At 71.3% G+C, this 15832-nt stretch carries 8 protein-coding genes; 4 read left to right on the forward strand and 4 right to left on the reverse strand.

What is annotated here, in order from left to right; translation table 11 throughout:
* Positions 1-57 precede the first annotated feature (57 nt).
* Positions 58-1845, forward strand: a complete 1788-nt coding sequence (locus ACZ6MZ_RS26435) for a hypothetical protein (RefSeq protein WP_469354729.1) — start codon at positions 58-60, stop codon at positions 1843-1845.
* On the opposite strand, the gene ACZ6MZ_RS26440 is transcribed toward ACZ6MZ_RS26435, so the two are convergent.
* On the reverse strand, positions 1820-3958 hold the full coding sequence (locus tag ACZ6MZ_RS26440; protein WP_469354731.1) for a tetratricopeptide repeat protein: 2139 nt from the start codon (positions 3956-3958) through the stop codon (positions 1820-1822). The two genes, ACZ6MZ_RS26435 and ACZ6MZ_RS26440, sit on opposite strands and share 26 nt — an antisense overlap.
* 290 nt (positions 3959-4248) lie before the next feature.
* Here ACZ6MZ_RS26440 and ACZ6MZ_RS26445 point away from each other — a divergent pair, with 290 nt between their 5' ends.
* Together ACZ6MZ_RS26445 and ACZ6MZ_RS26450 are read left to right on the forward strand one after the other, a co-directional pair.
* The gene (locus ACZ6MZ_RS26445; protein ID WP_469354733.1) at positions 4249-5199 is read left to right on the forward strand and encodes a helix-turn-helix transcriptional regulator; all 951 of its coding nucleotides are present in this window, start codon (positions 4249-4251) and stop codon (positions 5197-5199) included.
* Between the two features lie 288 nt (positions 5200-5487).
* A complete protein-coding gene (locus tag ACZ6MZ_RS26450) occupies positions 5488-6921 on the forward strand; it encodes a D-alanyl-D-alanine carboxypeptidase family protein (protein ID WP_469354735.1) in 1434 nt (477 codons plus the stop codon).
* Here ACZ6MZ_RS26450 and ACZ6MZ_RS26455 read toward each other — a convergent pair.
* Together ACZ6MZ_RS26455 and ACZ6MZ_RS26460 are read right to left on the reverse strand one after the other, a co-directional pair.
* Positions 6899-7654: a pentapeptide repeat-containing protein gene (locus ACZ6MZ_RS26455; RefSeq protein WP_469354778.1), complete on the reverse strand. Its 756-nt coding sequence runs from the start codon at positions 7652-7654 to the stop codon at positions 6899-6901. The genes ACZ6MZ_RS26450 and ACZ6MZ_RS26455 overlap by 23 nt on opposite strands.
* 208 nt (positions 7655-7862) lie before the next feature.
* Positions 7863-10592, reverse strand: a complete 2730-nt coding sequence (locus ACZ6MZ_RS26460) for an ATP-binding protein (RefSeq protein WP_469354736.1) — start codon at positions 10590-10592, stop codon at positions 7863-7865.
* Positions 10593-10758: 166 nt separating this feature from the next.
* Between ACZ6MZ_RS26460 and ACZ6MZ_RS26465 the strand changes: the two genes are divergently transcribed.
* Positions 10759-11496: a nucleotidyltransferase domain-containing protein gene (locus ACZ6MZ_RS26465; RefSeq protein WP_469354780.1), complete on the forward strand. Its 738-nt coding sequence runs from the start codon at positions 10759-10761 to the stop codon at positions 11494-11496.
* Between the two features lie 196 nt (positions 11497-11692).
* Here the strand turns inward: ACZ6MZ_RS26465 and ACZ6MZ_RS26470 are convergent.
* On the reverse strand, positions 11693-15832 hold a 4140-nt coding region (locus ACZ6MZ_RS26470; protein WP_469354738.1), incomplete at its 5' end, for an Ig-like domain repeat protein.

Genomic DNA, 15832 nt, shown 5'->3' on the forward strand with positions numbered 1-15832 from the left:
TGGTTATCGTGGCCGTCACAGGTGGCGGCGGTGCGGTGAAGCGGGGGCGGGCGAACGGTGGACGGGGGCCACGGCGGGTACATACGCGTGCCGGTGGGGGCCGACGCGGCGCGGTGGGCGACCCGGGGGCGGTGCCGGCGGGTGCTGTTCGTCGTGCACAACGTGACCTCGGCGACCCGGCTGCTGGATGTCCTGCCGCTGTTCCGTGACGACCTGCGCGTGCAGCTCCTCGCCACCTGCACCGGCTCTTCGCCCTTCCGATCGGGGGTGGCCGAGCTGCTGGCGGAGACCGGTGTGCCGGTATTGCCGTGGGAGCAGGCGGTCGGCCTTCCGGTGGATCTGGCGATCTCGGCCAGCTTCGGCGGTCAACTTCAGCGAATTTGCGGCAAGTTGACCGTGCTTTCCCACGGCACCGGATACAATAAGAGGCTAGCAACACCGGACACCGGACACCGGACACCGGACACCGGACACCGGACACCGGACACCGGTCGCCTTTCGCCCGGCGCCGCACCACCGCCCGTCTTCGGGCTCTCCCGCGAGTGGCTCCTCGCGGACGGCTCCCCCGTCGCGGACGCGCTGGTCCTCTCCCACCCGGAACAGCTGGAACGGCTGCGCGCCGCGTGCCCGGAAGCCGCCCCCACCGCCGTCCTCGCCGGTGACCCCTGCTTCGACCGGATGCTGGCGGCCCTGCCGTACCGCGCACGCTTCCGCCGCGCCCTCGACGTGCGGCGCGGGCAGCGGCTCGTCCTGCTGAATTCCACCTGGAACCCGGATTCCCTCTTCGGGGACGGTGGCGGAGAGGACGTACTTCCGTCGCTGCTGCCGCGGCTGACCGCTGAGCTGCCCGCGGACGAATACCGGCCGGCGGCCGTACTGCACCCCAATATCTGGCACGGTCACGGCCCCGGACAGATCCGCGCCTGGCTGGACCGGGCCCGGCGGGGCGGCCTGACCCTGGTGGATCCGCTGGAGGGATGGCGCCAGGCGCTCATCGCGGCCGATGTGGTCATCGGGGACGGCGGATCGGTCAGCTACTACGCGGCCGCGCTCGGCACCCCCGTACTGATGGGGACGGCGCCGTCGGACGGCCTCGACGCGGGGTCGCCGGTGGCCGCGTTCGTACGGCAGGCGCCCCGGCTCTCGCCGTACGTCCCGCTCCGGGCCCAACTGGACACGCTCCTGGCCGGGCACCGCCCACTGCCGGATCCGGCGGAGCTGGTCTCGTCGGCTCCGGGCGCGGCGGCGGCGCTGCTGCGCCGCCACTTCTACCAGCTGATCGGTATCCCCGAGCCGGCGGAACCCGCCCTGCTGGACCCACTGCCGCTCCCTCCCCATGAACCGGTGTCGCGGACAGCCCCGATGCGGGTGGTGACCCGGCTGCTGGGGACGGGCGAGATCGAGCTGAGCCGTTACGCGGACCCGCGGTCCGAGCCGGCGGGAGACGGGGACGCGCATACGGCCGTCCACGAGGACACCTTGGACCCGGGCCGGCTCGCCCTGGCCGATGTGATCTACCGGGACGGCGCACCGGACGACGTCCGGTTCGGCACCCCGGAGCAGTGGACGGCCGAGGTGCTGGCCCGCCATCCGCACTGTGCCCTCGCCGCCTATGTCACGGGTGCCGGCAGCTGCACCGTACGCACCAGGAACGGCGAGCTCCTGCGGCTCGCCGGCGATCCCGCGGCCGCCGACCCGGCCGACCCCGCCGCGTACGCCTCCGCCCTGCACGCCTGGCTGGCCGCGGGCAAGGCCCCGGAGGATCTGTCAGCGGCCGGGATGACCGTACGGACCGGCGCCTGCGCACACCGGGTGTCGGTCACTCCGGCCCCTCCGACGCGCTGAGGCAGCGCTCGCGCAGGCCCCGCAGATGAGCGAGGTGATACGCGGCTTTCTCCTGGTCGAGCGCGGCCGTCGCCTCGTCGATCAGCGGCAGCGCACCGCCCGCGTCCCCCGCGTCGAGACGTGTTTCCGCGAGGTCGGTGAGCGTCCTGGCCGTGTTGTACGACTCCGCGCTGGCGCGGAAGAACCGCAGCGCGGTCTCCAGCCGCTCCCGGGCCTCGGGGAAACGGCCGAGGCCGCGCAGCGCCCGCCCCCGGTGCCGCTCCAGCAGGGCATGGGCGCGGGGCAGATCACGCTCGCCCTCGTCCCCCGGGCCGATCCCGCCGAGGATGGCGGATGCCCGGTTGAAGCACTCGTACGCCTCCTGGAAGCGCCACTGCCGCAGCCGCAGCAGGCCGAGCGACTCGACGGCCGAGGCATGGCCGCGCAGATGCTCGGACAGTTCCTCGGCCCGTGCGGCGGCGGTCAGTTCGGACTCGGCTTCCTCCCACCGGCGCAGCTCGATCAGATCCAGAGCCAGCAGCAGGTGCATCCGCCCGGCCATCCTGGATCCCGGGTGGTGGGCGTCGGCGACGCGTGCACCCGCCCGGAGGGCCGGGAGGAGTTCGTCGTGATGCCCCGCCTTGAGCTGGAGCGGCCACAGGGCCTGGCACAGCTGATAGACCGAGTCCGGCTGGCCGAACTCCTCTGCCGCGTACACCGCTTGGACCAGATTGCCCAGCTCGGCCCGCAGGGCGGCCAGCGCCTCGCCCTCGTTCCCGTACGGGCCGGGGCGCTGCGCCAACTCGTCGTAGAGCGGGCCGATCCCCCAGCTCTGCGGGAGGGCGGCGAGCCGCGCCAGGACCGCGAAGCGCAGATACCACCGCACCGTGCCGGTCGTGGCCGCCGCGCAGGCCGCGATGCCGTCCTGGCGGAAGGCGGCCTCCTCGGCGTGGCCGCGGACCGCGGGACGATAGCGGTAGCGGTCGATGTCCGTGCGCTCCAGCAGCTGCCGGTCGGCGAGTTCGCCGAGCACGCGGACGGCCTCGGCCTCCGGTATGCCCGCGGTGTGTGCGACGACCGCGGCACCGAAGGCGGGCCACTCGCGCAGCGACATCAGCCGGTAGACCCGGGCGACGGCCGGCTCCAGCTCGCGGTACACGCCCTCGGCGGCGGTACGGACGGGGTCGCTCCCGGACACGGTGGGTGCCTCCTCCAGCCGGTGCGGCTCGGACAGTCGCGGCGCGGCGGCCCGCAGGGCGTACGGCGAGCCGGCGCACCGCTCCAGGACGCGCGGCAGTACGGCACGGGCCGCGTCCAGGACCGGCCGCCCCGCGAGGTCGGTGAGCAGCCGTCGCGCGTCCTTGTCGGACAGCGGTCCGACCGGGACCGGTACGGCGTCCAGACCGGGCAGCGGACGCCGCGCGACCACGACGGTGAACACCCCGGGTGCGGCGGTGAGCAGCGGCTGGACCTGCGCGGACGAGTGGGCGTGGTCGAGCACGACGAGAAGCCGCCGGTCCATGACACAGCGCCGGAAGTCTTCGCGCCGCTCCGCCGCGCTCTGCGGTATCTCGTCCTGCCGCATCCCCAGCTGGACGAGGAGACTCCGCAGCACCGTGGCGGTGTCGAGGGCGGTCCCCGCCGAGGCGCCCCGCAGATCGACGTACACCTGCCCCTCCGGGAAACGAGCCGCTTCGCGGCACCCCCAGTGCACGGCGAGGGCGCTGGTGCCGATGCCCTCGGGCCCATGGACCAGCGCGACCCTGGGCCGCCCGTCCGCCTTGCGCAGGGCCTCCTTCTCCAGAAGCCTCATCGGTCCCTGACGGTCCGTGAAGAACCGTATGGAGGGGGGCAGAGCCGGTATGCCGTCCGCCCTGGCGGGGCCGGGCGCGGTGCGGGCGAACGCCGCCCAGGCACGGGCGAGCGCCGGATCGGTCCGCACGGCCTCATGGACCCGCTCCGCCACTGCCTCCAGCTGGGCCCGCCCGGCGGGCGCGGTCACCTCCTGCCCCACGATGCGCCGCACGAGGCCGCCGGCCGACTCCCAGGCCCACTTCCCGGCCTCGTTGGCCATCCCCGTCCCTACGGCGCCCAGCACCGCGGTGATCGCCGTCAATGAAATGGGATCCAGCATGCCCCGCTCCCCCCGCTCCCCGACCTGTGGGGATCAACGTTAATCCGGATCACGGCGGGACGGGTGTGGTTGGCGTCGACTCGCAATGTCCCGTGCCGAAAGCGGTGTTCACCTGGGCAGGAGCCCCGTCGCTCGGGGAGAGCCGCCCGTGCTGCCGGTTCCGGCCGTGCTGGCCGGTTCCCTCCGTGGCCCCGGCGGCGGCAGCGCGGAGGACCGGGCGGGAGAGCCCGCCTCTTTCCCTGGACAAGCAGCACCAAGCGGTGGTCGCCGTACGCGCTGATACTGACTGCATGACCCGACACGGAGAGCTGGGCACGGCCCTGCATCGCTGGCGTGACCGGATCGCACCGGGCGAAGCCGGGCTGCCCGCGGGCGAGCCCCGCCGGGCGCCCGGGCTGCGGCGTGAGGAGCTGGCCCAGCTGGCCGGCCTGTCCGTGGACTACATCGTCCGGCTGGAGCAAGGGCAGGCGACCTCGCCGTCCGTCCAGGTCCTGACCTCGCTGTCGCGTGCCCTGCGGCTGTCCGACGGCGAGCGCAGGCATCTGTTTCTCCTCGCGGGGCAGTCGCCGCCTTCCCTCGGGCATGTCTCGGACCATATTCCGCCCAGCATGCAGCGCCTGCTCGACCAGCTGGCGGGGGCCCCGCTCAGCGTCTACGACGCCGCTTGGAATCTGGTCACCTGGAATCCGCTGTGGGCCGCGCTCGTCGGGGATCCGACGGTGGTGCCCGAGCGCGACCGGAATGCCGCCTGGCAGCACTTCGCGGGCCTGCCGAGCCGGATCACCCACACCCCGGAGCAGGAGGCGCGGTTCGAGGCGGCCATCGTCGCCGACCTGCGGTCCACGACGGTCAGCTACCCCACCGACGTGCGGCTGCGCTTCCTCATCAGCGAGCTGCGGCGGGTCAGCGGCCGGTTCTCCGAGCTGTGGAACTCCCACATCGTCGGTTTCCTCGACAGTGACAGCAAGACCATCCATCACCCGGATGTCGGAGCGGTGACCGTGGACTGCGACACGCTCACCGTGCCGGGCTGCGACCTCCGTATCGCCGCCTACTCCGCGGCGCCCGGCAGCGAGGCCGCCGACAAGCTCAGGCTCCTCAGCGTGATCGCCACCGAGGCGATGTCCGAGCCAGCCCCCGGCTCCGGTCCTGGCGACCGCTCCGGCCCTGGCGACCGCTCGGGCACCGGCGCCGGCCCCGACCCGGGCTCGGATCCGGCCGCCGCGCCGGCCGACCGGTGAGCCCGTCATGACTGGGACGGCCTGACGGAAAATCACCCGATCGGGTGCCCGGTGGTGGTCGTCACCGACGGTATCGGGAGCACGGTCGAGCGGGCGCCGTTCTCCGGGCGGCCGAAGCCCGTACCGGCGGCGCTGGAGGGGCCGTTGCCGACCGTCCGGGGGCCTCGATATCACCCGTTCGCGCTAGCGCGTCAGCTGCGCGCAGCGGACCGGCCGGGCAGGACGTGGATACGTCCGGTCGGCTCACGCGGCGGTGCGGGGGACGCGGTCCGTTCCTAAGTTGAGTGAATGATCACCAGATCCGTGATGCGCTCCGCGTTCTCCGGGACGGTGGCTCTCGCCACCGGCCTGCTGGTCCTTCTGCCGGCGCCCCCACCGGCCGCCGCGGATTCCCGAACCGATCCGGTCGCTCAGGCTCCGGGCCTGCCCGAGGCCACCGTTGCCACGATCGCCCCCGCGGCTCCGGCGGCCTCCGTGGCCCCGGTGGCGCGGGCCGGCTCCGCCCGCTCCTCCCCGTCACCGGCGGCCTCCGGATCCCCGGCGGCCGCCTCGGTCGCGGCCACGGTCGATCGATCGGTGCTGTACCGCTCCGGGACACAGGCGCGGCCCAAGCGCGGCACACCCGCGCCGCCGACCGACCTCTCCGCCCTGTCCTGGCTGGTCGCCGACGCCCGCACGGGTGATGTTCTCGCCGCCGACAACGCCCACCTCCAGCTGCCTCCGGCCAGCACGCTCAAGACACTCTTCGCCGTCACCGCGCTGCCCCGGCTGCCCGAGCGGGCCCAGCACACCGTCGCCGAGTCCGAGCTCGAGGACATCGGGGACGGCAGCAGCCTGGTGGGGATCGACGCGGGGCTCTCGTACCGAGTGGCGGATCTGTGGCGGGGCGTCTTCCTCAGCTCCGGCAATGACGCCGTACGCGTGCTCGCCGAGATGAACGGCGGCTGGGACCAGACGGTCTCTCAGATGCAGAAGAAGGCAAAGCTGCTGGGCGCGGTCGACACCCATGTCGTGTCCCCGGACGGCTATGACGCCCACGGCCAGGTGTCCTCGGCGTACGACCTGGCGGTCTTCGGCCGTACGGGCCTCGCCTCCCCGGAGTTCGTGCGGTACAGCTCGACCCGGGACGCGGAGTTCCCCGGCGACGGCTACAGCTTCGGCATCGAGAACACCAACCGGCTGCTGACCGGTGAGGACGGCGTCGAGCCCTATCCGGGGCTGATCGGTGTCAAGAACGGCTACACCTCGGACGCCGGCTACACCCTGGTCGCCGCCGCCCGCCGCGGCGGGCGCACCCTGCTGGTGACGGTGATGAACCCGCAGTGGGGCGGGTCGCAGGCGGTGTACGAGGAGGCCAGGACGCTGCTGGACTGGGGCTTCAAGGCCGCGGGCCGGGTCACTCCGGTGGGTTCGCTCCAGTTGCCTCCCCCGCCCGCCCCGCCGAGGCTGGCCGCACCGGCGGGTCCTGGTCCCGGCCCGATCGTGAAGGCGCTGAGGACCGCACCCGTCGCACTCGCGGCGCAGCCCGCGACCGTCAAGGGCGACCGTACGGCGTCGGTGTCGGGCACAGGGGCGGTGTCGCGGACCGAGTCGGGGCCGGGGTACGTCTTGCCCGTCGCCTTCACCGGCGCGGCCGGCCTCGGGGCGCTCGGACTCATTCTCGTACGGCGCTCGATTCGGCGCCGTACGGACGAGAGGACTACCAGTGAGCCGGCCGGATGAGCGACGTGGGCAGGCCGGTGGCGGAGTCGCCCTTCGCCGCGTTGACCTGCGCCTGGGTGAGGAAAATACTTCCGGTCAGATCGGCGCCCCGCAGGTCCGTGTCCCTGAAGTCCGCCCCGATCAGGTCGGCCAGCCTCAGATCGGCCCCCCGTAGATCGGCGGCGATCAGATACGCCCCGCGCAGATCGGCGCCTCTCAGGTCGGCGCCCTTGAGTTTCGCCCCGAAGAGGTCGGCTCCTCTGCGGTTCTTCTTCTTGCCCCTGACCTGGGCCCGCGTCAGTTCGCTCGTACGCAGCAGGAGGGTGTTGACGCCCCCTCGGTGGGCCGCCACGTCCAGTGCCAGCAGGGTGTCGGGATCGGTCCGCGTGAGGCGTTCGGTCTCGTCCAGGGCGTGGCGGATCTCGCCGTGGAGCGGGCGGGCCGGCTCCAGCGACAGCGCTTCGGTCAGATACCGGAGCAGTTCCTGGAGCTGCCGCATGACCGGGAGTACGGCGAACATCCGCTCCGCGCTCTCCGGGGCCTGCCGCCAGTCCTTCCCGCCGAAGGTGATCTGAGAAACCTTCTGGCCGGCGCCGAAACAGTCGTACACCGTGCACCCCTGGAAGCCCTGCGGCCTGAGGGTGCGGTGAATGCCGCAGCGGAAGTCCGTCCGCAGATGGCGACAGGGCTCCCCGGCGTCCTTGTCGACCGGGAAGTCCGCGGAGACCGAGAAGGTCAGGGCCACACAGCACAACCCGAAGCAGTTCGCGCAGTCGGCCCGCAGATCGCCTCCGTCGAGGGCCGAGCCCGCGGAGCCGGGCCGATCGGGCCCGTCGCGCCGGCCTGACGGGTCTGACGGGTCTGACGGGTCTGACGGGTCTGACGGGTCGAACTTGTGGGACAAGGGTCCTGGTCTCCTGTTGCCTGGTGCGCAGTCGGTCGGCGTCGGTGGAGCGTACCGCTCAGCGGCCGGCGGCCAGCGCCTGACGGGCCTGTGCCGCCAGCCCGTCGGCGCCGCAGCGCTCGGCCAGCTCCAGACCGCGGGCCAGTTCGGCCCGGGACTCCGTGGCGATGCCGTACTCGACGCGTGCGGCGGCGAGTTCGTACGCACAGGGCGAGGCTTCGAGATGACCGACGGCCTGAGCCAGCAGCTCGACCTTGGCCGGGCCCTTCTCCAGGGACGCCGCGCAGGAGAGGGCGACGCCGATGGCCGTGTGCGTACCGAAGCGCTCGGCCCGGTCACGGGCGTACGAAGCGAGCTCGGCGGCGCGGCGCGGGTCCTCCTCGGCGACCGCCCGCGCGAGGTCGCACGCCCAGGGGGCCATGACCGTGCCGTGCCGTCCGCGAGCGGTCAACGCCTGACCTCCCGACTCCAGTTCGGCGATGCCTTCCTTCGTACGGCCGAGGGCGAGCAGCAGCCTCCCTCGTACGGAGGGCGCGTCGGGGATGGCGATCGAGGAGGCGCGGGGCGTGATGAACGCATAGCGTTCCGCCGTTTCGAGGGCCTCGGCGACATGGCCGCGGGCGAGCAGCGTGTCGAGGAGCATGCACGCCGCGTTCCAGTGCATCGGGAGGCCGTTCCCGACCCGGTCCGCCAGGCGCAGGCTCTCACGGAGATACGTCTCGGCTTCCACGAGCCGGCCGCGTCTGCGGTGGAGGTATCCGACGAGAGCGTGGGCGAAGGCCAGATGGCCGCCGCTCCAGCCGGAGATCTCGAAGGCCCGCAGCCCCTCGGTGAACAGGCTCTCCGCCTGGTCGAGCCGGTCGGCGAAGACATAGGACAGGCCGAGCAGGGACGGGGGTTCGAAGCCCCACGCGGGGTCGGTCCAGCCGACGCCGGGCGCCAGCCGGCCGTTCAGCAAGGCGCGTTCACCGATCTGGACGATCTCCTCGGCGCTCTCGCCACGGGCCGTACCGTCGAAGGCGCGCAGCATCAGCAGGACGCGTTCGGTGTTGTCGCGTCCGGTGAGGCCGCCCGCCATCTCGGCGAGGCGCCGGGAACGCTCCGGGCCGTCGTCCTCGATGACCTGCACCCCCTCCCACAGGAAGTGGGCTGCCTGGAGCCGCATCCTGGCGGGGCCCTCTTCGGTGCGGGCGGCTTCGGTGGCCACCGCGTGGGCGGCGTCCCCGGTCTGGTTGTTGTGCGTCAGGGCCTGCGCGAGCCGGAACACCACATCCACCCGCAGCGCGTTGTCGAGCCGCCGGGCGTCGAGCGCGGCCCGCAGATGGCCGACCGTGGTGGCCGGTGAGGTCAGCAGGGTGGCACAGCCCAGCTCGTACAGCAGCTGAGGCCGGACCGTCTCCAACGGGGGCTCCAGCAGGGCACGTTCGAGGCAGCGGCGGGCGGCGTCCGGCGCTCCCACCGCGAGATGTTCCGCCGCGGCTTCACGGAGCTGTTCGACCAGCTCCGAGTCGCCGTCCGGATGCACTTCCAGGAGATGCGGCGCCGCTGCCGCCGCTCCCCGGCCGCTCCGGGAGACCGCCCAGGCGGCCAGGCCGTGCATCGCGGTGCGGACCCCGGGCGGAATCGCGCGGTAGACGGCGCCGGCGATCAGCGGATGGACGAACTCCAGCGGGTCCGTACCCACGAGGATGCGCGCGGCACGGAGCCGTTCCGCGCACTCGGCTGCCTCTTCACGGCCCATGCCCGCCAGCGAGATCGCCAGATCGAGTGAGATGTCCGTGCCGAGGATGGCGGCCGCCCAGGCGAACCGGGTGGTGGACGTGCCCAGCTCCTCCAGCCGGGCGATGAGACCCTTGCCGCGCGACGAGGCACCGAGGGCGCGCAGTTCGCCGGCGGAGCCCTCGACCGGGTCGAGCCGGCTGTCCCGCACCTTGGCGAGCAGCTCGACGGTCTCGTACGCGTTGCCCCCGGTCACCGCCCACACCTCGCGGCAGAACGGGTCGTCCGCGTGCTCACCGAGCGCGGCCCGTGCGAGGCCGGCCGTGGCCTCGGAGGTGAGCGCGCGCAGTGTCACCAGCAGCTTGGCCGCCGAGCCGAGGCTCCGGAGGTGCTGCTCGGTCTCGCCGGTGGCCTCCTCGGTGCGGTACGCGATGACGACGAGGACGGGGAGGCCGCCGACCGGGCGCTGGGCGAAGGACGCGAGCCAGGCGAGGGTCTCCAGGTCGGCCCACTGCGCGTCGTCGACGATGAGGACGAGCGGGCCGCGCATCTCCGCGAGCCGTACGACCAGGGTGTCCAGTCCGTCCCTGACACCCTGCGGGTCGGCGTGCTGCTCGCCGGGCGGGGCCACGCCGAGCGCCGGGCCGACGATCTCGTACCGGTCACCGAGCAGCTCGCGCGCGTCCATGGGCTCGTCGGCCGGCTCGCTCGTCGGCTCGCGGGTCAGCTCACTCGTCGGCTCATTCGTCAGCTCACTCGCCGTCAGGGCGGGGTGCAGCAGTTGCCGTACGACATGGAAGGGGACGGAGGTCACGGTCTCGCCGCCACGGGCGGACCAGACCGTGCACCGTCCGGCCGCGAGCCGGCGCACTTCGGAGAGCAGCGCTGTCTTGCCGAGTCCGGCCGCGCCCCGGTAGACGAGGATCCCGCCGGAGGGCGCCTGTCTCGGCTCTCGCGGCTCTCGCTGCTCGCCGCACAGCGCGTCAACGGCCTTTGCCGCAGCGGCAAGTTCGGGCTCACGCTCCAGCAGTGGGAGGTTGACCGAGTGTTCCTGCCGGGTCACCGGCATCCCTCCCTTTCTCGGACACTGTGCAGGTCAGGTGTCGAGGGTAGCCCTGGAGGACGTGGAACAGACCTGAATCGGCTCGAATTCGGCCGTATGACCGCGCCTCGGCGCTCCGGCGTGAAATCCAGGCGCACGGCGTCGTCCCGACTGGAAGAGTTGACGCATGGAGATGACGGATCCGGTCCTGGCGGCAAGGGCGTTGGTGGCCGAGCGCCACCCTCAGGCGTACGCCGCGTTCCTCGGCGGCAGCGTGATCACCCACCGGCGTACGGCGTACTCCGACCTGGACATGGTGGTCCTGCTGGACGGCGCCCCGGCCCCCTACCGCGAAAGCCTGCGCTTCGCCGGCTGGCCGGTCGAACTCCTGGTGCACACCCGGTCCAGCTGGGACGGCTATGTGGAACGCGAGATCCCCGAACGCCGATGCCCTCTCCTCTTCATGTGCGCGGCCGGAACGCTGCTGCTCGACCACGACGGCGCGGGCGCCCGCCTGCAGCAGCACGCTCGCCAACTGGTCGCTGACGGACCGCCGAAGGCGACGGCGTCGGAACTGGACGACCGCCGCTACCCCCTCACCGACCTCCTGGACGACCTGGCGGGCTGCACGGACCCGAGTGAGCGGCTCTTCATCACCACCGAACTCGCCCGCCGCACCGCCGAGTTCATCCTTCTGTCGGACGGAGCATGGCTCGGCGGCGGCAAATGGCTCTCCCGCCGCCTGGCCGACGCCCGCCCGGGGCTCCCCGAACGGCTGAATGCCGCTGTCCGCGCGGCCCTCGACGGCCATACGGACGCACTGGTCGCCCTGGTCGACGAGGTGCTGGCCCCGGCGGGAGGCCGCCTGTGGGAGGGCTACCGCCGGGAAGGCATCGCGGGCCGCGACGAGGTGGGCGAAGAGGTTCGCTGACACGCCGGCCCGGGTCGACTGACACGTCCGCGCCGTGGGCCGGGGTTCTGCCGGGGTTCTGCCGGGGTTCTGCCGGGGTTCTGCCGGGGTTCTGCCGGGGTTCTGCCGGGGTTCTGCCGGGGATCAGGACTGCCGAGTTTGGCGTCCTGATCCCCGGGACTTCATTCGTCTCCGGCCGCCGACGAGCCAGGCTCGCTCAGGCGAGAACGAGAGCCGCCGTCGCTGTGGACGGTCCGAAACCGGCCGTACCGGCGAAGGTCGCCGTATAGCGGCTGCCGGCAATGATGATGGCCGACGGACTGATGATGATGTTCGTGCGGGTGGCGACACCACTGCTGTTGGTGACAGCAGTCGCCACAACGGTCGTACCCACCCTGAAGGTAATGGTCTGACCAGGCACCGGAGCTCCGGAGCTCAGCAAGGTCAAGGTCGCTGACAGGCTGGCAATATGGGCCTGTGCGTCGAGCCCGATGGTGGCGGTGGCCGGGGCAGCCGTCAGCTGGGTGGCCGCGGTGGATCCGGAGATCACCGTTTGGATGTCGATGGGTGAGGTGGAGGCGTTGAAGCTGCTATTGCCGCTGTAGACCGCGGTCAGGCTGTGCGTGCCGACACTGAGCGTGGACACCGAGAAGGTGGCGACTCCGCCGGACAGGGTGCTGGTGCCGAGGAGAGTGGCGCCGTCGAAGTAGCTGACGGTTCCGGTCGCTGTGCCACCTCCGGGCCCGACGGGGGCGACCGTCGCGGTGAGAATTTTGGTCTGTCCGAAGACGGACGGATCGGGAGCCGAGGTCAGCAATGTGCTGGTGTTGGCCTTGGCGACCGTCTGAATGTCGATCGGCGAGGTCGAGCCGTTGAAGATGCTGCTGCCGCTGTAGACCGCGGTCAGACTGTGGCTACCGACGCTGAGCGTGGCGGTGGTGAGGGTGGCGACCCCGCCGATGAGGACACCCGTACCCAGAAGGGTCGCACCGTCAAAGAAGCTGACCGTGCCGGTCGGTGTCCCGCCCCCGGGCCCGACCGGGGCGACCGTCGCGGTGAGAATTTTGGCCTGACCGAAGACGGACGGGTCCGGGGCCGAGGTCAGCAACGTACTGGTGTTGGCCTTGACGACTGTCTGAATGTCGATCGGCGAGGTCGAGCCGTTGAAGATGCTGCTGCCGCCGTAGACCGCGGTCAGACTATGGCTACCGACGCCGAGCGTGGACGTCGTGAGGGTGGCGACTCCGCCGATGAGGACGCCCGTACCCAGAAGGGCCGCACCGTCAAAGAAACTCACGGTGCCTGTCGGCGTCCCGGACCCGGGCGGCACGGCGGTGACCGTGGCGGTGAGGATCTTGGCCTGCCCGAAGACGGACGGGTCCGGCGCCGACGTCAGCAAGGTGCCGGTGTTGGCCTTGGTGACGGTCTGGATGTCCACGGGCGAGGTGGAGGTGGTGAAGACGAAGTTTCCGCTGTAGACGGCGGTGAGGCTGTGCACCCCCACACTCAGCGTCGACGTCGTGAGCGTGGCGACTCCCCCGACGAGGGTGCTCGTACCCAGAAGGGTGGCTCCCTCGAAGAAACTCACGGTGCCCGTCGGTGTCCCGGACCCGGGCGGGACGGCGGTGACCGTGGCCGTCAGAGTCTTGGTCTGGCCGAAGACAGAAGGATCGGGGGCCGACGTCAGCACCGTACTGCTGTTGGCCGCCGTGACCGTCTGGGTGTCGATGGGTGAGGTGGAGGCGTTGAAGGTGAGGTCCCCGCTGTAGACCGCGGTCAGACTGTGCACCCCCACACTCAGCGTCGACGTCGTGAGCGTCGCAACTCCCCCGACAAGGACACCCGTACCCAGAAGAGTGGCACCGTCGAAGAAACTCACGGTGCCTGTCGGCGTCCCGGACCCGGGCGGCACGGCGGTGACCGTGGCGGTGAGGACCTTGGCCTGGCCGAAGACGGACGGGTCGGGGGCCGAGGTCAGCAACGTACTGGTGTTGGCTTTGCTGACCGTCTGCATGTCGATCGGCGAGGCGGAGCCGTTGAAGTTACCGCTGCCGCTGTAGACCGCGGTCAGGCTGTGGCTGCCGACAGTGAGGGTGGATACGGAGAGGGTGGCAACCCCGCCGATGAGGGCGCTGGTGCCCAGCAGGGTGGCGCCGTCGAAGAAGCTCACCGTGCCCGTCGGCGTGCCGCTCCCGGGAGGGACAGCGGCGACCGCGGCCGTGAGGACCTTGGGCTGCCCGAAGACGGAGGGATCCGGCGCCGACGTCAGCAACGTACTGGTGTTCGCCTTGGCAACCGTCTGCGTATCGATCGGCGAAGTCGAGGTGTTGAAGACGAGGTCTCCGCTGTAGACGGCGGTCAGGCTGTGTACGCCCACACTCAGCGTCGACGTCGTGAGCGTCGCAACTCCCCCGACGAGGCTGCTCGTACCCAGAAGAGTCGCGCCATCGAAGAAACTCACGGTGCCCGTCGGCGTCCCGAATGCGGGCGGGACGGCGGCGACCGTGGCCGTGAGGGTCTTGGCCTGGCCGAAGACCGAAGGATCGGGCGTGGACGTCAGGACCGTGGTCGTGCCGGCACCGGTGACCGTTTGAGTGTCCACCGGGGAAGTCGAGCCGGTGAAGTTACCGTTCCCGCTGTAGACGGCGGTCAGGCTGTGCACGCCCACACTCAGCGTCGACGTGGAGAAGGTGGCGACTCCCCCGACGAGGGGGCTCGTACCCAGAAGGGTGGCGCCGTCGAAGAAGCTCACCGTACCCGTCGGCGTTCCCGCTCCGGGAGCGGCTGCGGTGACGGTGGCGGTCAGGATTTTGGTCTGGCCGAACACCGACGGGTCGGGCGCCGAGGTCAGGACTGTGCTGGTGCTCGCGGTAGTGACGGTCTGAGTGTCCACCGGCGAAGTCGAGCCGGTGAAGCTGGGGCTCCCGCTGTAGACGGCGGTCAGGCTGTGGCTGCCGACGCTCAGCGCGGAGGTGGTGAGGGTGGCGACTCCGCCGATGAGGATGCTCGTGCCCAGGAGGGTGGCTCCGTCGAAGAAGCTGACCGTACCCGTCGGCGTCCCGGCCCCGGGTGGGACAGCAGTGACCGTAGCGGTCAACGTTTTGGCCTGACCGAACACCGAAGGATCCGGCGCCGAGGTCAGGACGGTACTGGTGCTCGCGGTAGTGACCGTCTGGGTGTCCACCGGCGAGGTGGAACCGGTGAAGTTGCCACTCCCGCCGTACACCGCGGTCAGGCTGTGGCTGCCGACGCTGAGGGTGGATACCGACAGGGTGGCAACGCCCCCAACGAGGACGGCCGTACCCAGAAGGGTGGCGCCGTCGAAGAAGCTGACCGTACCCGTCGGCGTACCACCCCCAGGCGGGACAGCGGCGACCGTAGCGGTCAACGTTTTGGGCTGACCGAACACCGAAGGATCCGGCGCCGAGGTCAGGACTGTGCTGGTGCTCGCGGTGGTGACGGTCTGGGTGTCCACGGGCGAGGTGGAGCCGATGAAGTTGGGGTCTCCGCTGTATACGGCGGTGAGGCTGTGGCTGCCGACGCTGAGAGTGGATACGGAGAGAGTGGCGACTCCGCCGGTGAGGGGGGAGGTGCCGAGGAGGGTGGCGCCGTCGAAGAAGCTGACGGTTCCGGTGGGTGTGCCGGCGGTGGAACTCACGGTGGCGGTAAGGATTTTGGTCTGGCCGAAGACGGAGGGGTCGGGCGCCGATGTGAGAGTCGTCGTGGTGGCGAAGGGAACGGCCTCAGCGACAGTAACGGTGTCGTCGCCGTTGTTCGCCACGTAGATGTGGAGTCCGTCCGGGGTGACTGCCAGTCCGATCGGCGCCGCGCCGACGGGGATCGTCAGGGCGGCGGTGTTGGTGGCGGTGCTGATGACGCTGACCGTGTCGTCGTTCTGGTTGCTCACATAGACGTGCAGGCCATCAGGGGATACAGCCACGCCGAACGGGGTGGTGCCCACGGGGATGGTGGCCGTGACGGTGTTGGTCGCGGTGCTGATCACGCTGACCGTGTCGTCACCCGAGTGGGCCACATAAACGAACAGACCGTTCGGGGTAATCGCCGCATCGATGGGCGCGGCCCCGACCGGGACGGTCGTGGTGACCGTGTTCGTCGCGGTACTGATGACGCTGACCGTGCCATCACCCGAATTGGCCACGTAGACGTGGAGACCGTCCGGGGTAACCGCAACGCCAACCGGCGCGGTGCCCACGGGGACGGTGGCGGTGACGGTGTTGGTCGCGGTGCTGATCACGCTGACGGTGTTGTCGCCGGAGTTGGTCACGTAGACGGACAGGCCGTTGGGGGTGATGGCCGCTTCGAGTGGAACGGCTCCGACGGGGACGGTCGCGGTGAC

The organism is Streptomyces sp. NPDC042201 (assembly GCF_055582185.1).

Coding starts and splice junctions, on each gene's coding strand:
- ACZ6MZ_RS26450 (WP_469354735.1), top strand. CDS start 5,488: ATGATCACCAGATCCGTGATGCGCTCCGCGTTCTCCGGGACGGTGGCT.
- ACZ6MZ_RS26465 (WP_469354780.1), top strand. CDS start 10,759: ATGACGGATCCGGTCCTGGCGGCAAGGGCGTTGGTGGCCGAGCGCCAC.
- ACZ6MZ_RS26445 (WP_469354733.1), top strand. CDS start 4,249: ATGACCCGACACGGAGAGCTGGGCACGGCCCTGCATCGCTGGCGTGAC.
- ACZ6MZ_RS26440 (WP_469354731.1), bottom strand. CDS start 3,958: ATGCTGGATCCCATTTCATTGACGGCGATCACCGCGGTGCTGGGCGCC.
- ACZ6MZ_RS26460 (WP_469354736.1), bottom strand. CDS start 10,592: ATGCCGGTGACCCGGCAGGAACACTCGGTCAACCTCCCACTGCTGGAG.